This is a genomic window from Chitinibacter tainanensis DSM 15459, assembly GCF_000429785.1.
Taxonomy (GTDB): Bacteria; Pseudomonadota; Gammaproteobacteria; order Burkholderiales; family Chitinibacteraceae; genus Chitinibacter; species Chitinibacter tainanensis.
In genome coordinates, this window is sequence record NZ_AUCN01000017.1 from 148,794 (window position 1) to 166,525 (window position 17,732).

The 17,732-nt window shown below is 57.4% G+C and carries 12 protein-coding genes; 4 read left to right on the forward strand and 8 right to left on the reverse strand.

The features are described 5' to 3' along the window. The first annotated feature begins 216 nt into the window (after nt 1-216). Nucleotides 217-3,777 carry an ATP-binding protein gene (locus G482_RS20810; RefSeq protein ID WP_034619001.1) on the forward strand — a complete coding sequence of 1,187 codons (3,561 nt, stop codon included), beginning with the start codon at nt 217-219 and terminating at the stop codon, nt 3,775-3,777. Nucleotides 3,778-4,058: 281 nt separating this feature from the next. Here G482_RS20810 and G482_RS0105505 read toward each other — a convergent pair whose 3' ends face one another. From G482_RS0105505 to G482_RS0105525, 4 genes are all read right to left on the reverse strand, one after another. Beyond that, on the reverse strand, nt 4,059-5,888 hold the full coding sequence (locus G482_RS0105505; RefSeq protein WP_028449203.1) for an ABC transporter ATP-binding protein: 1,830 nt from the start codon (nt 5,886-5,888) through the stop codon (nt 4,059-4,061). A 284-nt stretch (nt 5,889-6,172) separates the two neighbouring features. Beyond that, nucleotides 6,173-8,185: a glycoside hydrolase family 19 protein gene (locus G482_RS20010; protein WP_084414466.1), complete on the reverse strand. Its 2,013-nt coding sequence runs from the start codon at nt 8,183-8,185 to the stop codon at nt 6,173-6,175. Nucleotides 8,186-8,473: 288 nt separating this feature from the next. Further along, nucleotides 8,474-9,157, reverse strand: coding sequence for a TIGR01621 family pseudouridine synthase (locus G482_RS0105520; RefSeq protein WP_028449204.1), 684 nt, complete (start codon nt 9,155-9,157; stop codon nt 8,474-8,476). A gap of 20 nt (nt 9,158-9,177) precedes the next feature. Further along, on the reverse strand, nt 9,178-9,651 hold the full coding sequence (locus tag G482_RS0105525; protein ID WP_028449205.1) for a DMT family transporter: 474 nt from the start codon (nt 9,649-9,651) through the stop codon (nt 9,178-9,180). A gap of 132 nt (nt 9,652-9,783) precedes the next feature. Here G482_RS0105525 and G482_RS0105530 point away from each other — a divergent pair, with 132 nt between their 5' ends. Then, nucleotides 9,784-10,107, forward strand: coding sequence for a rhodanese-like domain-containing protein (locus G482_RS0105530; RefSeq protein ID WP_028449206.1), 324 nt, complete (start codon nt 9,784-9,786; stop codon nt 10,105-10,107). Nucleotides 10,108-10,171: 64 nt separating this feature from the next. Continuing rightward, complete coding sequence (locus G482_RS0105535; RefSeq protein ID WP_028449207.1) at nt 10,172-10,492, forward strand: antitoxin Xre/MbcA/ParS toxin-binding domain-containing protein; 321 nt, start codon at nt 10,172-10,174, stop codon at nt 10,490-10,492. 119 nt (nt 10,493-10,611) lie between these two features. Here the strand turns inward: G482_RS0105535 and G482_RS0105540 are convergent, their stop codons facing one another. Both G482_RS0105540 and G482_RS19455 read right to left on the reverse strand, forming a co-directional pair. Further along, nucleotides 10,612-12,597: a peptidase U32 family protein gene (locus G482_RS0105540; RefSeq protein WP_028449208.1), complete on the reverse strand. Its 1,986-nt coding sequence runs from the start codon at nt 12,595-12,597 to the stop codon at nt 10,612-10,614. Between the two features lie 97 nt (nt 12,598-12,694). Continuing rightward, the gene (locus G482_RS19455) at nt 12,695-13,549 is read right to left on the reverse strand and encodes a GGDEF domain-containing protein (RefSeq protein WP_028449209.1); all 855 of its coding nucleotides are present in this window, start codon (nt 13,547-13,549) and stop codon (nt 12,695-12,697) included. Between the two features lie 311 nt (nt 13,550-13,860). Between G482_RS19455 and G482_RS19460 the strand changes: the two genes are divergently transcribed. Then, nucleotides 13,861-14,751 carry a transporter gene (locus G482_RS19460; protein WP_028449210.1) on the forward strand — a complete coding sequence of 297 codons (891 nt, stop codon included), beginning with the start codon at nt 13,861-13,863 and terminating at the stop codon, nt 14,749-14,751. Between the two features lie 62 nt (nt 14,752-14,813). Here G482_RS19460 and G482_RS0105555 read toward each other — a convergent pair whose 3' ends face one another. Together G482_RS0105555 and recG are read right to left on the reverse strand one after the other, a co-directional pair. After that, nucleotides 14,814-15,572, reverse strand: coding sequence for a transporter substrate-binding domain-containing protein (locus G482_RS0105555; protein WP_028449211.1), 759 nt, complete (start codon nt 15,570-15,572; stop codon nt 14,814-14,816). Nucleotides 15,573-15,641: 69 nt separating this feature from the next. After that, nucleotides 15,642-17,720: an ATP-dependent DNA helicase RecG gene (gene recG / locus G482_RS0105560; RefSeq protein ID WP_276324776.1), complete on the reverse strand. Its 2,079-nt coding sequence runs from the start codon at nt 17,718-17,720 to the stop codon at nt 15,642-15,644. Nucleotides 17,721-17,732: the final 12 nt, after the last annotated feature.

Sequence of the window (17,732 nt, forward strand, 5' to 3'; positions counted from 1 at the left end):
ATTTAAACGGTTGTTTTAAAGGCGTTTGCCGGGCTGTTGTCTTATGTCTACAGCCGTTTATTGCTTTGTCTGAAAGAAAAAGACTCTGGTAAGATAAGAAACCAGTGCCGCGCTAGACGGCGCAGACAGACATGAGATGAAGGCAGTGGTGTTGCCGGGCTAACTGCTCTAACGCCAATTGCCGACTTTCACTTGCTCGTACCAGAGAGATTGGCAATGCCCATAGCCCTGTTAAAGTCGCTGACCTTGCGGCTGCGAATTGCCTTTATCGTCGTGGCCGCCACGACCCTGATCGCGGGTCTGGCGGCGTTTTGGGTTTTCCGCTCCGTCGATCAAACCTATAGCAATATTTCCCGCGAAAGCTATCCCGCAACCCGCGCCGTGGCCGGGCTGGAAACCAATAGTTTAGAGTTGGCGCTGGCCCTGCATCAGCTGTCCTCGGCCACCAATGATGCCGAGCGCCGTGAGGCTTTTCGTACTTTGCAGCAATTGCAGGGTGGCGCGCCGCTGTATCTTGATGCCATCCGCGCTCTGAAGCTCACCGAATCGGGCCCCGCCGACATCAGCCGCTTGCAAAAACATTATCAGCTGCTGGCCAAACAAGCGGTCGAAACCAACCAAATCGTCACCGACCTGATCGAAATCGAAAAGCAAAACATGGCCGTGTTGGCCCAAGTGGATGAGCAGCGCCAACAGTTTGAGCAAAAAATCGAGCCTTTGCTGCATAAAGCGCAGGAAGAAATGCTCTTGGCCACCGGCCGTGCCTCGGTGGCTGCCGGCCAGCAATGGGCCAAACTCACCGAGCAAGATCAAAACGAGCGCTTGGCCACCAATCTGATTCGGGCGGATATCTTTCGCCTGGCCAGCCTGATCGCCGTGGAGGGCGAAGAGGGCTATCGCCGCAAGGGGTCGGAAATCTTGGAGAGGCTGGAAAAGCAATTTCAGCTCACTGATCCGGAGTTTCGCGATGAAGGGCTGAAAATGCTGAAAATTTTGCGCGGGCCGATGCGTTCGGTGTCGCGCGAGGCGCTTGGCGCGATGATGGATTTTTATCGCAACGCCAGCAAATTCAATCAGCGGGAAATGGCCGAACACAACCGGCAGGGTGATCTGATTACCCAAAGCGCCACGGCCTCAGTGGTGAATTTAGTCAATACCCAGGTGCAAACCTTAACCGCCAGCGAGCAACTCAAAAGTGATTATCTGGAGTTAAGTAATACCTTGCGCCGCACGATCGCGGCCAAGAGCCAGCAAGAGCTGGCGCAAGGGCGAAAAGATTTCGCGCAGCTGTATCAGCATGCGCAGGCTGCTGGGCAAAAAATCGTGCTGCCACAGATTCGTAGTGGCCTAGGCCCGAGCCTGAATGCGGTGGTGTTGCTGAACGAGCAGTCGCGCAAGGTGTTTGAGCTGGCTCAGCGCCGGCTGACGCTAGAGGCGTTGCTAGAGAAAATCGCCCGTGAAAACACGCAGATTACGCAAGATTTCCTGCAAACCACGCAGCAATTGGGGCAAGCCATTTCGGGCGCGCTGAGTGGCAAAGTGGTGTCGCTAGATCAGGATATTCGCAGCAGTAGCTGGTGGCTACTGGGGGCGGCTGGTTTGGCGGTGGTGGTGGCGCTGGTAATGGGCTGGTTTTACATCTCGAACAATATCAATCGCCGGCTGGAGCGCTTGGCGCAGTCGATGCGGCAATTGTCGGAAGGCGAATTGGCTGAGCCGATTATTGTGCAGGGCGATGATGAGATTTCCGATATCGAGCGTGGGGTGATGCAATTTCGCGCCCTCCTGCAGCAGCAAAATAGCCAGCAGCAAGCGCTGATCGAAGCGCGTGATGAGGCGCAGGCCGCGGCCAAGATCAAGAGCGAATTCCTCGCCAATATGAGCCACGAAATCCGCACCCCGCTGTCGGCCATTCTGGGCTACACACAGCTGGTGAGCGAAACGCCATTATCGAGCTTGCAGCAGCAATACCTGACCCGGGCGCAAAGCTCGGCGCAGATGCTGTTGGGCGTGGTGAATGATGTGCTCGATTTCTCGAAAATCGAAGCGCATAAGCTTGAAGTCGAGCGCGAGCCTTTTGATCTGATGCAGCTCTTGAGCCAGCTGGCCGGCACGGTCGCCATTCAGGCGCAGGATAAAGATTTGCGGCTGAATTTCGAAATTGACCCGCGGGTACCGCATCAGTTGGTGGGCGATTCGCTGCGGCTGGGGCAGGTGCTGTTGAATCTACTCAATAACGCCGTGAAGTTTACCGAGCGCGGCGATGTGACATTAAGCCTGCTGCAAACGGCGGCTGAGGCGCATGAAGTCGAGCTGGCCTTTGCGGTGCGCGACTCAGGGATCGGGATTAACCCTCAGGCGCGTGAGCGGCTGTTTCAGCTCTTTAGTCAAGCCGATTCATCCACCACCCGCCGCTTTGGGGGCTCGGGGCTGGGGCTGGCGATTAGCCAGCAGCTGATTCAGCTGATGGGCGGCTGTATTGAGGTGGATAGCGAGCCGGGGCTAGGCTCCTGTTTCCGCTTTACGCTGCGAATGCCGCGCGGCCCGCAGGCGGTGAGCTTGCCGCAATTTAGCGAGCGCCATGCCGTAATCGCCGATCAAAATGAAGACCACGCCGCGCATTTGGCGCTGCATCTGGCGGCGCTGGGGATCAGCTCGACAGCGCTGAATAATCCGGCCCAGCTGGCGGCGTATTTCGAGGGCGGGCATCCGCTGGATCTTTTGTTGATTCAGCCGCAATTCTGCCTGACTGATCAAGGCCCCTGTCCGCAGATTGTGGCGCAAGTGCAGGGCGGCTTGCCGCTCATACTGCTGTGCTACGGCGCGGATGATATGGCCAGCAGCCAGTTGCCAGCGTTTGGCGGCGCCCCGCTGATTAGTAAACCGTATATCCCGAGCCAGATTGTGCAGGCCGTGGCGCAACAGCTGGCGCGTGACGAGCGGGCGCTGGCCTTGGCGGTAGGGGCAGACGCCAGCATGGCGCTGTCCGGTTTGCGGGTGCTGCTGGTGGAAGACACCGATGTTTTGTTAGACCTGGGCGCCACAGTGCTGCGTAATCTGGGCGCGCAGGTGACGCCGGTGGGCAGTGGCAATGCCGCGATTGCGGCGCTGATGAGTATGCCGATTGATGTGGTGCTGATGGATGTGCAGATGCCGGAAATGGATGGGCGCGATACCACGCGCGCCATTCGGGCCCTGCCAGGCTTTGCCGACCTACCAATTATTGCCCTGACCGCGCATGCAATGGAAGGCGAGCGTGAGCTGTGTTTGGCGGCTGGGATGAACGAGCATCTGAGCAAGCCAATTGATGCTCAAAAATTGCAGCAAGCCTTACGGCCGTATTGCCGTGGCGATAGGCAAGGCGAAGCGGTGGTGCCGGCAGAAACTGCACTCATGGCGACCATGCCCCCGGCGGCGGATGCAGACGCATTGCTGGATTTTCCCGCCGCTTTGCAGCAGATGGGCTCGCTGAAATTGCTACATAAAATGTTGCCGCGCTTTGTTGAGCGCTTTGCCGATTGTGAAGCTGTGCTGCGCCGGCACTTGGCGGCCGGGCAGTTTGCCGATGCGCAGCGCTATGCGCATACCCTGAAGGGCGTGGCCGCCCAAGTTGCGGCGGGGCCAATTTATGCGCTGGCGGGCGAATTGGAGCTGCAATTGCAGGCCGGAGTGTTGCCTGAGGAGGCAGCGCTGGTGCGGCTGGGGCAATTACAGGCGCAGGCTGGCGATTTGATTGCCCAGTGGTTGGCCAAGCAGGAAGAAGCCACGCCGGTATAAGTCGGTAGCTGTTGTTGGGTAATGTAATAAAAAGGCCGGGTATATTACCCGGCCGCAGATTGATGACCACCCCCACTCGCGAAGCGAGGCTCCCCTCAAGGAGGGGACGGGAGGGGTGGGAATAGAACATCAAGGCTGCAGATTCAGAACCATATTTCCTCGGCTCGGCTATGCCGAGACTTGAAGCATATAGTTCTTCCGCTGGGTTAGTAGCCTGAGGCTATGTATATTGCCTGACCTGTTTATTGATAATGCTTTCAGTCTAATACACTAGGTGGGTATTAGTCTTCTTCGCCCAAGAAGCCGCCACTTTGATGCGCCCACAGCCGCGCATAAATGCCATTGTGCGCCAGCAGCTGCGCGTGCGTGCCTTCCTCGACAATCCGCCCCTGATCCAGCACGATCAACCGATCCATCGCCATAATCGTCGACAGCCGATGGGCGATGGCGACCACGGTTTTGCCTTCCATGAGCTGATACAGGCTGTGCTGAATGGCGGCTTCCACTTCCGAATCCAGCGCGCTGGTGGCTTCATCCAGCAGCAAAATCGGGGCGTTTTTCAGCATTACCCGCGCAATCGCAATCCGCTGGCGTTGACCGCCCGAGAGCTTCACTCCGCGCTCGCCCACATGCGCATCGTAGCCTTGCCGCCCCTGTGGGTCGGTGAGCTGAGCGATAAAATCGTGCACTTCCGCGCGCCGGGCGGCATCGATCATGTCTGCATCACTGGCATCAGGCTGGCCGTACAGAATGTTATCGCGCACCGAGCGATGCAAGAGCGAGGTGTCTTGCGTGACCATGCCGATCTGCCGGCGCAGGCTATCTTGCGTCACCGCTGCGATATTCTGCCCATCGATGCAGATTTCGCCAGCTTGTAGATCGTAAAAGCGCAGCAGTAAATTCACGATGGTGGATTTACCCGCGCCCGAGCGACCGACCAGCCCGATTTTCTCGCCAGGCTGAATGCGTAGATTCAGCGCATCCACCACGGGTTTGCTATCGGGACCATAGGCAAAGCGCACTTGCTTAAATTCGATCAGCCCTGCGCGCACTTGCAGCGCCGGCGCTTCGGGCGCATCAAGCACCGTCGCTGGTTTGGCCAAGGTGTTCAGGCCATCTTGCACGGTGCCGATGTTTTCAAACAGCCCAGCCATTTCCCACATAATCCAGTGCGACATCCCACTCAGGCGCAGCGCCATGGCGGTAGCGGCCGCCACCGCGCCCACCCCCAGCTCGCCTTGCAACCACAACCACAGGGCAATACCGGCAGTGGCCGCGATCAGCAGCATGCTTAAGAGATGATTCACAATCTCGAACAGACTCACCAGTCGCATCTGGCGGTGCACGGTGAGCATGAATTCCTGCATCGCGGTTTTCACAAATCCCGCCTCGCGGTTGGCGTGCGAAAACAGTTTCACCGTCGTGATATTGGTGTAGGCATCGGTTACGCGCCCGGTCATTAGCGAGCGGGCATCGGCTTGCGCCTGCGAAACCCGGCTTAAGCGCGGTACAAAAAACACCATCACCGCGATATACAGCGCCAACCAGGCAAAAAATGGCCCCATCAGGCGCAGATCAAAGCCGCCGGCAACCACGGTCATGGTGACAAAATAAATCACCACAAACACCAGAATATCCATGCAGGTGAGCACGGTATCGCGTACCGCCAGCGCGGTTTGCATCACCTTGGCCGAAATCCGGCCGGCAAATTCATCCTGATAAAAGCTCATGCTCTGATTGAGCATCTGGCGGTGAAACTGCCAGCGCAAACGCATCGGGAAATTACCGGCCAGCGTTTGATGTTTGATCAGCGTTTGCAGCGCAATCAGTAATGGGCTGGCCAATACAATACCCAAGAGCAGCAATAAATTGTGTTTTTGCAGCGCCCACAATTGCGCAGGCGGCGTATCGCTCAGCCATTCCACCACATTGCCCAACATGCTGTAGAGCAGGGCCTCAAACGCACCGGTGGCGGCGGTAAATAAGGCAAGCCACACAATATGCGCGCGCGCCCCTTGGGTGCAGCTCCACACAAAAGGCAGCAGCTGCGCCGGCCGGCGCGGGAGGTTTTCCGGGTAGGCGTCAATCAGGCGTTCAAAGTAATTAAACATCGGCAGGCGCAGGGGCGGTTATTAATTGAATAAACGCCATCATACGCGGACAGTAGAGGGGCGGCCATTGCTGTGACTGCTTTTAGGGGTATGTGGCTGTAGGTTATTTATTGATTTTCCTGTACGGATATACCGCCCTGGGTATAGGGTTAATGAGAAAGGTTCTTGCTGCTGAGTTTTGGGCGGTGAGTGTTTCGTGGTGTGGCCAACGCCTTTTGTTTGGCGTGTCGGCAATAAAAAACGGCAGCCGAAGCTGCCGTTTTTGTTGGCTTATACCAAGCCGATTACTTGGTGTTGTCGACCACGATCTGGCCGTTGAACTTCACCTGGCCGCGGAAGAAGTAATCCACGCAGGCTTTGTAGTCGCCGGTATTGGCCAGGCTAAATGGGGTTTGGTAGCTCACCAACTGACACGCCCACGATACGCCACCTGGGTTGTTGCCGTTGTAGCCCCAGTTTTTGTCCAGATAGGTTTTGGTGGCCGCGGCTGAACCATCGGTAAAGCCTTTCGATGTGCCGCAAGTCAGTTGCTCGTTGCTGATATCAATGCCCAGCTCTTTGGTGAACTCTTTATACGCCGCGATCCGGTTCAGCGATTGCTGCGCTTCGGAGCCTTTGCCACACTCGATACCACCATTAATGATGTAGGTGGTGGCGCCAAATCCAGGTTTCATATTGTTGGCAATATCCACCTGATTCGGCTGCCAAGTGCCATCAACAACCCAAGTCATTGGTGGTTTTGGCGATTGTGGGTAGACGGCAAACCAGATGGCAGAGGCGAAGTTCATCCAGGTGTCCGCCACCAGGCCTGGGTTGTCGAGCAAGACATTCACGTCCCCGTACAGCGATTTGCTGAATGGGCCGTAATTGTAGTTCCACGACAATTGCTTCGAGCCGCGACCGAAGTAGCTAAAGTACTGGCCTTGGGCGTTTTTACCGCATGGATAGAAGATCGAGAAGATCGAGCCACCCGCGCCGTTAAAGCAATCTTGGTAACCACCCACGCCCGAACCTTCTTGCATGCCTTGTTCACGCAGGAACCACAGACCTTGGCGGAAAGTTGGAATCGCGGTGTTTTGCTCCATAGTGGCCAACACAGCGTTGTTCTGATCGGCGTAGCCTCGGGCCGTTGCCGGCGTCAGTGCAGGCCAGTTGGCGCCGGTTTCTTGCGCGAAGTGCGCAAATGAAGTGGCCAGCAGTTTTTTACAGATCAGGTCTGAGTCGCGACCATCGGTATAGGTTTTGCAATAAGCCGGGAATTTCGCCACGCCTTTGAGCAGATTTTCGTAGGTGTATTTCACATTGCGCACCGGGAAGAAGTAATCAAACTTCGCCCGTGGCAATACGCGCTCAACGCGTTGTACGTTATCTGGGTTGCTGGCTAGCCCCGGTGCCACCGCATCGACCACGCTATCGGCGCGTACTTGTAGCGCTTCGCGAATGCGGTCGATGGTTTGGGCATCGCCACCGGCTTGGCTATACAGCGCACGTTCAGCCGCGGTGAATTGGGCGTCGGTCGGGTAGCCCGCTGGCGCGGTAATGTAGGTGATTTGTGGCTTGTAGGCTGCTGGTGCGCTAGTTGGCGCAGCCGTTGGGCCTGCGGTGACCACTGGGGTTGGCGCTACCGTTACCACAGGGGTGGCGGTCGGCGTGGCTGTTGGTTTTACCGTTACTACTGGTGTAGCAGTTGGCGTCGCAGTTACGACTGGCGTAGCGCTTGGCTTGGCCGTTGGGGTAGCGGTCACCACTGGGGTTGCGGTTGGGGCAGGCGTGCTACCACCGGTGCTGCAGTTACCGCCGGCTTTCCAGAGAGTTGGGGTCGCAGCTGGATTCCAGTTCGCGCCCACATAGGCGGTGTGAGTCGATAGGGCGGTATAGCTGGCGCCGCCAAAATTCACCACGTCGCCGGCTTTGTAGCTATTGCCTTCAACCCAGGTCGCGCAGCTGCCAGCCGCTGGTGGGGTGGTCGGCGTGGCGCTTGGTTTAGCCGTTGGCGTGCTGGTTGGCGCGCTTGTTGGGGCTGTAGTCGGCGCCGTCGTTGGGGCCGCTGTCACCACCGCGGTGGGGGCTGGTGTGCTGCCGGTGCTGTTGCCAACGAGTTCCCATGGGCCCCACTGTTCGGTGCCGGGGATGTTATTCAGTGTCCACCATTTGGCTTTGTAATCTTTGCCTTGGTAGCTCACAACTTGACCGCCGGTGTAAACCGTTTTGCTGTCCCAAGCGGTGGCGGCCAGGACCTGGGCCGAGCAGATGGCAGCCGGAATCGCAGCCAGCATCCATTTATTGAACTGGATCATCTTGATGTCTCCATCCTTCTTATGCCGGTCCTAACGGGCCGTGCTTTGTGTGAAAACGGCTTTTGCCGTGGCTGCCATAGTAAGCGAAGCTGACAAGCTTTGCCTAGTGTGTCAGCACACGTTTGTCGTTTTAATTCATTCACTTATTTAAATTACGGCGTTGTAATTTTAGAGATATTTGTGCGTCATTTTTGACTTTGATTCGGGTCAAATTCGAACCAAAAGCGACTTGAATTTAGGCGTATTTATTGTGCAGAAAAATGACGTTGGTATGTGGCTGGGGTGGCTTTAAGCGGCTGGCCAGGGCAGGGCGTCTAGTGAGCCTAAGCTCGCTAGCTGGGCGCTGCAGGCTGTGGCTAGAAAAGCCGTACCAGTGCTTGGTGGGCATTGGTAGTGATAGGTATGTTCGTGTAGGCTAAATGCTAGCTCGTATGCATGCAGATACCCCCGGTCACTTTCGCCGCCGGCATAGCGGCTGTCGCCGAGAATCGGGCTGCCCAGGCTTTTGAGCGTGACACGCAGCTGATGGGTGCGGCCAGTGAGTGGTTTGAGCGCAAACAGCCGTAAGCCTTCGCCGAGGCCATAACTAAAAAACTGCGTGATCGCCAGTTGCCCGCCTTCGCGCACCAGGCGGTAGCTGCCGCCACGACCTTTTTCGATGCCGCCGCGCACTTTGCCCTGTTTCTTACTGGGTTTGTGCGCGCTGATGGCCAGATAATATTTGCGAATCTGGTGCTGGCTAAATAGCTCCCCCAGCGCGCTGGCAGCGGCGCTGCTACGCGCAAGGAGCAAGAGCCCAGAGGTGAGTTTATCCAGCCGGTGCACGGCATACAGCTCGGTTAAACCCGTTTGTGCGCGTACCAGCTGCACCAGCCCTGCGGAGCCATCCTGGCTGTGAAAGTCGAGCCCGGCGGGTTTATCCACCACGATAAAGTCGGGCTCTTGCGCCAGAATAGGGATAGTGATGCTCATGGCTGCTCTGGTGCTATCGATCAGGCGTTGCGCGCGCTGGCGAACTGATCGCCAAAATTAACTAGCAGCACGCCCACGACGATCAGAGCGGCGCCCGCGAGCCGTGGCCAGGAAAGCTCGCGCAGCGGCAAGCCCAGCCAGCCAAAGCGGTCAAACAGCAAAGAGGCGATGACTTGTCCGGTGATAATCAGCGCCATCATCGAGGCCGCGCCGAGCTTGGGCGCGATCAGGGTGGTGCCAAACACGAACATCGCGCCCAGTAAACCGCCCGCCAGCATCCACGGCTCGGCTTTGGCGATGCCGGCCAGTGCGCCCAGCTTTTGTCCGCTGGCCAGAGAAATGAGCAGCAAGGTAATGCAACCCACTACGAACGACACCAGCGCCGCTAGCAAGGTGCTGCCCCCAATCATGGCTTTAAGCTGATTATTAATCGCGGCCTGCAGTGGCACCACCAGCCCAATCACCAGGGCAAACAGAGCGTAAAAGCTATTCATGCGGGGGCTATCCGAAAAGAAATCAGGCCCCGATTGTACTGGCTTGGCTGATTTTTGCCGCAAAATTTGCTATCAAGGTAAGTGGGAGTCCGTACAATAGCGGAGCTTTTTTGACCCGAGACGGACCTGATCATGCAGCACTTAACCCCTGTTGAACTGAGCCAGTGGCTAGCCGATGCCGAGCGAGCGGCGCCTAATTTGCTGGATGTGCGTGAACCATGGGAATTTGCCCTGTGCCAAATCCCCGGCAGCATCAATATTCCGATGGGTCATATCCCGAGCGAGCAAGCGCGGCTAGATCCGGATGCCTGCTATGTGGTGATCTGCCATCACGGCGTGCGTAGCTATCAGGTGGCCGGCTTTCTGGAGCGGCAGGGGTTTGCTGAGATGATCAATCTGGATGGTGGCGTGGCGGCGTGGGCCGATGAAGTTGACCCGACGATGGCGCGTTATTAAGTAATTAATGCCCCTGGGTATGTGCCTAGGGGTCAATAAAATAAAGGCGGCTAGGCCAATACCCATGGAATTACGCCGAATTGAAGAGTTTCTATCGCTGCTCGAACATGAGCTGGCGCATAACCCCGATCTGTATGCCGACATGCGCGCGGTGATGCAGTTTGAGCCCTATGATTTCCTACCCTGGCTGCCTTTGCTGGACATCGCCATCGAAAAGCTGGGCGATCTGCCCACCGTGGTGAAATGGCTAACCTGCCCGCATCACGATCTGCACGGCGCCGCGCCTGCTACCTTGGTGGGCACAGAAAACGGCGTTGAGCTGGCGCGCCAGCTGCTGTTGCAATACGACCCGCTGCCGCCGTGGCGGCAAGCCGGCGCCGAATAAGCGCGCTCATTCAAGCAACTTAAAACTTAAACCTCTTTTCGTTTCAGCACATGCTGGCGGCGAGCCTGCGCTAGCGGTTATCGGCGCAGGCTCAAACTTCAGCCGGATGCGGTGACGGCTTAGTGGCCGTAGCCGTCCGGTTTGCTTTTATAAAAGGTAATGGTTTGGGCATTGGCCGTCGTCGGCGGTGGCGATTTCAGAATATGTGATTTCATCTTGCCGACCACATGCATTTCGCACGGTTTACAGTCAAATTCCAGCCGGTAACTTTCGCTGCCTGAGCTCAGCGTCATCGGTTCGGCGCGAATCTGCCCCTTCACCCCGATCACCCCTTTGGCCTGTTTCGGACACAGATTGAACGAAAAGCGCAGGCAATGTTTGGTGACCATCAGCGGTACTTCGCCGGCTTCTTCGTGCGCCTCGTAAGCTGCAGCAATCAATTTAACCCCATGCTTGGCGTAAAACTCGCGTGCTTTGGCGTTGTAAACATTGCCCAGAAATGACAGCGTGTCTTCGGGATACACCGGCGGCGGGTTTAGCTCGGCTTTGCGCTCGGGCCGCACCCACGCGGCGCTGCGGGCTGCCTCTAATCGCTCCACCGCCTCGCGGCGCAGTGCATTAATCACCGAAGCGGGCGCAAACCATGGTTGCGAAAGATTGAGCGCCACGTCTTCGGCATAGAACATTGTATTGCCCAATTTGGCTAGATTATCGCTCAACGTGCTCCAGGCTTTATCCGCGTTTTGCGCCACTTCAAGCGCCAGCTCGACTTGCGCCGTGGCCGTACAGCCGTCGGCGTCGGTCATTGTCAGTGCCAGCCCAGAGCTGGTTTCATTCAAGCTGAGCCAAGCGCCGATTTTGCGCTCGGCCGATTTTTTCGTCAGCGCCTGCTCCCATGCGTGATCGCGGTTGCGATGAATCGGCGTACCGGCTTTCAGGCCCACCAATTCGCTCATCATTTCATTCGGGAACACGCGCCATATGCCGGCGGCTTTATTCGCGGCTTCAACGGTGTTCGCTTGCACGCCAATCACTTCACGCTTTTTCATGAAGTTCAGCCCATCACCATTACTCATTGCGTCGTTCTGATCGGCGACTTCCAGCTCGAAATACTTATCGGTCACCTTGGTGACAGTGCCCAGCGGTACACCCACATATTTGGGCGAATCAAAGGCGCCGATGTCTTCTTTACGGCCGGTGGCAAAATAATCGGTGTGGCCACGGTGGAACGATTTATCCACATTCGGGCGGAAAAACAGCTCGGTACGCCCGCTGGAAGCGGGGGCAAATTCACTGCGCTCGGCCATGATTTTGTCGAGCAGCAGGCGATAATGTGCGGTGATGTTTTTCACATACTGCATGTCTTTGTAGCGGCCCTCGATCTTGAATGAGCGCACGCCTGCGTCGATCAGCGCTTCCAGATTATTGGTCTGATCATTGTCTTTCATCGACAGCAAATGTTTATCAAATGCCACCACCCGGCCATTTTGGTCGGTGAGGGTATAGGGCAGACGACAGGCTTGCGAGCAATCGCCACGGTTGGCGCTGCGGCCGGTGTGTGCGTGGCTGATATTGCACTGGCCCGAAAATGCCACGCACAGTGCGCCGTGAATAAAGTATTCAATCGTGGCGCGATCACCCATGTAATCACTGATCTGTTTGACCTTGCCCAAGCCCAACTCGCGTGCTAACACCACTTGCGAAAAGCCTGCGTCGGCCAAAAAGGCGGCTTTTTCGGGAGTGCGAATATCGCATTGCGTGCTGGCGTGCAGCTGAATCGGTGGAATATCCAGAGCGAGCACGCCCATGTCTTGCACGATCAGTGCATCCACACCCGCGTTGTAAAGCTCAATAATCTGCTGGCGCGCCGGCTCAAGCTCGGAGTCATGCAAAATCGTATTGAGCGTAACGAAAATCCGCGCGTGATAGCGATGGGCAAATTCAACCAGCCCGGCAATATCCGCCACCGAATTGGCGGCATTATGCCGCGCGCCAAAGCCCGGCCCGCCGATATACACGGCATCGGCGCCATGCAGGATGGCTTCGCGGCCGATTTCGGCGGTTTTGGCCGGGGCAAGCAATTCGAGTTGGTGCGGCAACAGCATGGGTCAATCCGGTATGTGAAGCATTAAGGCGCGGAAGTATAGCGGAATCAAAGGCTTGTGCGGCAGATTTGCCAAGGAAATTCTTCACATTAGCCGGCTAGCGGCAGCGGGATTTGGTGCTGGTTTTTTCGCGATACATGGCTTGATCGGCCTGCGCGATTAAGGCATCGGCGGTGAGTGGCTCAGGGCCGCCAAATGCGGCGCTGCCCACGCTGAAGGTCACGCCGTATTCCTGTGCTAGCGGCTTGGCCCGCTGACAGAGGGCCAGTATCCATTGCTGCGGGTTTTGTGCGCCCAACAGCGCCACAAATTCATCACCACCCAAGCGATACGCCACCACCTCGGGGGCCTGAATATAGTGCGCGCAGCGCTTGAGCACTTCGTCGCCCACTTCATGGCCAAAGCGATCATTCACGGGCTTAAAATTATTCACATCGATATAGAGTAGGGTGCCGCTTTCGCCGGCAGCGATTTTTGCTTGTAAGGTTTCAAACAGGGCGCGGCGATTGCCCAGTTGTGTGAGTTCATCGCTATAGGCTTGCTGATACAAAGTTTGCTGCAGCGCCTGGCTGCGTTGATTTTCGCTATGGAGCTGGGCGATTAGGTGATTGCGATCGTGCATCACCCGGACAAAAGCAATGCCGATCAGGCAAAAGCCCACCGCAAACAAGATGTCATCCAGAATATCGGCGTTGTGCCCCCAAAAGCCCTGGCCCTGATGCAAACCATCGATGTAATCAAACACATGGCCCAGCCAATAAATCAGCACGCCAATCAAAAAAGGCCGCAATAAGCGCTCTTGATAACTAAAACGCCGCCAGATCACTACCAGCACCAGGCTGGTGATTAGCAAGCCGTAGAAATCGTGCACATCCGGCAGCGGAATAAACTCCAGCAGCGCCCGGACCCCCAGCAGCAATACCAGCCATTGCCAGGTTGTGATTTTATCCATTCCTACTCACCGCGTTGGAAATGACCTCAGGATGAGGTCGGCTCTGGCAGTATAGTTGCTGGGGTGGCTAAATATGTCGCTGTTTGATTGCTTTGGGTCAGGCTTTTAAAAGATTTTGTTGGCAACTTTTACGTGAGTATATGCTGGAATGCTAATTTATATCGGCGCTATATCCGTATACTACCAAGGGGTATTGAGACTTTTCTGTTGTATTGATGCAGAAAAAAACCAGTGGCTGGGGTTTTGTCAAAAGGCTGCCTAAAAAATGCGCTACATTCGGGCTGTCGCGAATCTGAATTCCCCTCTAGCTGATGTCTACCCGCCCGCTTTTCCTGCTTCCTTTGCTGCTGGCCAGCAGTTTTCATACTGTCAGCTTTGCGGATGACCCGCGCACTTACGAGTTGAACGCCAGCGATGTGGCACGAACATCTTTGCGTTATCGGGTGGTCGAGAGCGAAGCGCCGCGTGGCCCGCGCGAGATTGAAGAACAAACAGTGCAAACCTATTCGCTGCGGCATGTGCAGTATTTTGCGCTGGCCGATCAGCTGGCCTACGCGGGGATTCAAGTCCCGTATCGCCAGATCGAACAGGATTTTCGCAATAGTCGCCGTCGGGGCGATGATCAGTCGGGGCTGGGCGACCCGATGCTGTCGTTTGGCATGGGCGTTTACCGCATGCCGGCGCTCAGCTGGGAAGAGCTAAAACGCTATAACCGCGATGGTTTCAGCAGCGGCTGCCAGCTGCTGGTGTCGTTACCGCTGGGCTCGTATGACAGCCGGCGCGGCAGCAACCCGGGCAGCAATCGCTGGATGGTGATTCCGGAATGCCAGCTGGGCTACACCCAAGGGCGCTGGCTGGTGGAAGGCTTTGCCAGTATGAATTGGTTTTCGGATAACGACGATTACCGCGGCGGCACCTTTAGCCAAGACCCGCTCTACAACTTCAAACTCAGCACCAGTTATGGTTCGATGCGCGATTACTGGCTGGCCGTCTCGGCCGAATATCACCACGGCGGCGCCACCACCCGGCTAGGGCGGGCGGATAACAACGGCGAAAATGATTGGGATGGGGAAGTGGCGCTGTATTACAACTTTGGCGGCGGCAATAGCATGAAACTGTTTGCCGAATGGCCTCTGAGCAATTCGGCCGGCACTAGCAAATCACGTAATTTCTCAGTGGTGATGTCGCATACTTGGCGCTGATATACCTAGGCAGGTATATCTCCAAACGCATTGCTGCGTAATCGCTTAAGAGTGATACCCTGCTAATTAGGCGCGCCATAGCGCAGCAAAATCGGCGGCGCCTGAGTGGCGAGCTGGCGGATTGCCTGTTTGAGCTGCTCGGCCGGGACTTGCGGATTGCTGCTGAGTAGGCAATAGGTGTCGCGAATATCCAGCGTTTGCACAATGGGTACGCGTAGCTGCGGCGCTTGCTGGCGGTTAAATTCATCCACGATCAGCCGGTTGACCACACTCAGATGCAATTGCCCGCTCTGGGTAAAACGCAGCAAGGCTTGCTGGCTGGGCGCATCAATGCGGCGATACTGACCGCGCAGAAAGTAGGGCTCAAGCAGCGGGTAGCGAAACCCCAAGACCGTGCCAATGCTGCGATGCTCGCCCCGATCGAGCTTGAACGGCGCATGGGCATGCTGCGGGGCGTGGATAATGACATTTTCCTGTCGCAAAAAAAGGCTGCTCCAGCGTTCGGGCGGATAGCTGCGTTCTTGCCAGCTGGGGTTGGTGTGGCACCACAGATCGATCAGCCCTTGCTCTAGCGCTTGTGGCAAGCGTTTGCGGGGTAGCTGTAGCCATTCCGGCGTGGCATTCACATTGCGGGCAATTTGTAGCAACAGCTCGTAATACAGGCCCCCCACCGGCTCGCCATTATCGAGCACCACCTGCGGCGGCGCCCAGGCCGAATCCAGCGCAATGCGCAGCTTGAGGGGCTCGGCATGCGCGGCAAGGCTTAGCCAACACACTGACAACAGGCCGGCAAGCGGGCGAGAGAGCAGGCGGGAAAACACGAATACGGATCTTTTTCAGTCAAACAATATGCCATTGTAGTGGCCTTTGATGACATTTCCTACTGTAGATTACACGCGCAGCAAGGCTTCGCGCCCCGGTAGCCAGCGATCAAGGTGCGGCTGGGCCAGCTCGGGTTGATGCGCAAGGATGTCTTCGGCGGTGGCGCGGGCTTCTTCCAGCAGATCGGCGTCAGCTTCCAGATCGGCAAAGCGCAGCATGGGTACGCCCGATTGCCGTACCCCGGCCAGCTCGCCCGGCCCACGAATCTGTAAATCCTGCCGGGCAATTTCAAAGCCATCGGTGTGCTCGTAAATCACTTTCAGCCGCGCTTTGGCGGTGTCGCCCAGCGGGCCGGTATACAGCAAGATACACAGGCTGGCATGCGCGCCACGGCCGACGCGCCCGCGCAGCTGATGCAATTGCGAGAGCCCCATGCGCTCGGCGTGTTCGATCACCATCAGGCTGGCATTGGGAACATCTACACCCACCTCAATCACGGTGGTGGCCACCAGCACCTGCAGCTCGTTGCGGGCAAAAGCGGCCATGGTGTTGGCTTTTTCATCAGGTTTCATTCGGCCGTGCAGTAGGCCCACGGCGATGCCGGGTAGCTCTTCCACCAGCTGGGCGTGGGTGTCGACAGCGGTTTGGAGTTGCAAGGTTTCCGATTCTTCGATCAGCGGGCACACCCAGTACACTTGGCGGCCCTCGGCCACTTTGGCCGCGATGCGGGTGATGATTTCATCGCGGCGCGCGTCTGATACCAGTTTGGTCACAATTGGCGTGCGCCCCGGTGGCAGCTCATCGATGATGCTGACATCCAGATCGGCATAAAAACTCATCGCCAAGGTGCGCGGAATCGGGGTGGCACTCATCATCAGCTGATGCGGGCTGCCACCTTTTTCGCGCAGCGCCAAGCGTTGGGCCACGCCAAAACGGTGTTGTTCATCCACAATCGCCAGCCCCAGCCGGTGTAGCGTTACGCTGGCCTGAAAAATGGCATGCGTGCCTACTAGCAGCTGGCCGCTGCCATCTTCCGCGGCGGCGAGCGCCGCGCGTTTTTCTTTGGCTTTCAGACTGCCGGTCAGCCAGATCACGCGCACGCCCAGCGGGCTGAGCCACTGGCTGAGTTTTTGATAATGCTGCTCGGCCAGAATCTCGGTCGGCGCCAGCATGGCCACCTGATAGCCCGCCTCAATGGTTTGGCACGCCGCCACGGCGGCGACAATGGTTTTGCCCGCGCCCACATCGCCTTGCAGCAGGCGCTGCATGGGGTGGGATTGCTGCAAATCTTGGGTGATTTCCAGCAAGACTTTTTTCTGCGCGCCCGTCAGGCCAAAGGGCAGATTGCCGACCAGCTGGGCGGCCAGCGCCCCGCTTGGTGCGATGACCGGCGCCGTCCGTTCGCGGCGGATCGCGCGTGCCAAGCGCAGCGAGAGCTGCTGGGCCAGCAGCTCATCAAATTTCAGCCGCCGCCAGGCTGGGTGAGTGCGGGCGGTGAGTAAAATCTGCGGGATATCCGGCGTGGGGTGGTGCAGCAATTTTACGCTGCTGGCAAAGTCGGGTAGCCCCAGTTCGTGCAGTAGCGGTGCGGGTAAGGTATCGGACAGCGGGGTGCTGGCCAGCGCCTTGGCAATCAGCCCCGCCAGCTGGTGCTGCGCCAGCCCTGCGGTGGTGGGGTACACCGGTGAGAGCGCGTCTTGCAGGCTGACTTCACCGCCGACGCGGATTTTCGGGTGCACCATTTCCGGGCCAAAATAGCCACGGCGGATTTCCCCATACAGCCGCACCCGTTTGCCAACGGCCAGCTGCTGGGCCTGACTCGGGTAAAAATTAAGTAGCCGCACCATCACACTGCCGGTGTCATCTTTCACGCGCGCGACCAGTTGTTTGCGTGGCTTAAAGGTGACTTCGCAGGAGGTGACTTCGCCCTCGACCAGCGCAGGGCTACCCAGCGGGGCTTCGGCCAGCGGGTAAAGCTGGGTTTGATCTTCGTAGCGCAGGGGCAAATGCAGCACCAGATCCAGCGGGCGCTGGATGCCCAGCTTGGCCAGGCGGGCTTGCTGTGCGGCGGTGAGCTTGGCGAAATCCATTATGGAACAATCGTTCTGTAATGCGCCTACTGTAGCGGCAAATGCGCCGCAAGGCAATCTGCGCGCGGC

Excerpts from the sequence above, each read along its gene's own strand:
- G482_RS20810 (WP_034619001.1), top strand. The coding sequence starts at position 217 with ATGCCCATAGCCCTGTTAAAGTCGCTGACCTTGCGGCTGCGAATTGCC.
- G482_RS0105505 (WP_028449203.1), bottom strand. The coding sequence starts at position 5,888 with ATGTTTAATTACTTTGAACGCCTGATTGACGCCTACCCGGAAAACCTC.
- G482_RS20010 (WP_084414466.1), bottom strand. The coding sequence starts at position 8,185 with ATGATCCAGTTCAATAAATGGATGCTGGCTGCGATTCCGGCTGCCATC.
- G482_RS0105520 (WP_028449204.1), bottom strand. The coding sequence starts at position 9,157 with ATGAGCATCACTATCCCTATTCTGGCGCAAGAGCCCGACTTTATCGTG.
- G482_RS0105525 (WP_028449205.1), bottom strand. The coding sequence starts at position 9,651 with ATGAATAGCTTTTACGCTCTGTTTGCCCTGGTGATTGGGCTGGTGGTG.
- G482_RS0105530 (WP_028449206.1), top strand. The coding sequence starts at position 9,784 with ATGCAGCACTTAACCCCTGTTGAACTGAGCCAGTGGCTAGCCGATGCC.
- G482_RS0105535 (WP_028449207.1), top strand. The coding sequence starts at position 10,172 with ATGGAATTACGCCGAATTGAAGAGTTTCTATCGCTGCTCGAACATGAG.
- G482_RS0105540 (WP_028449208.1), bottom strand. The coding sequence starts at position 12,597 with ATGCTGTTGCCGCACCAACTCGAATTGCTTGCCCCGGCCAAAACCGCC.
- G482_RS19455 (WP_028449209.1), bottom strand. The coding sequence starts at position 13,549 with ATGGATAAAATCACAACCTGGCAATGGCTGGTATTGCTGCTGGGGGTC.
- G482_RS19460 (WP_028449210.1), top strand. The coding sequence starts at position 13,861 with ATGTCTACCCGCCCGCTTTTCCTGCTTCCTTTGCTGCTGGCCAGCAGT.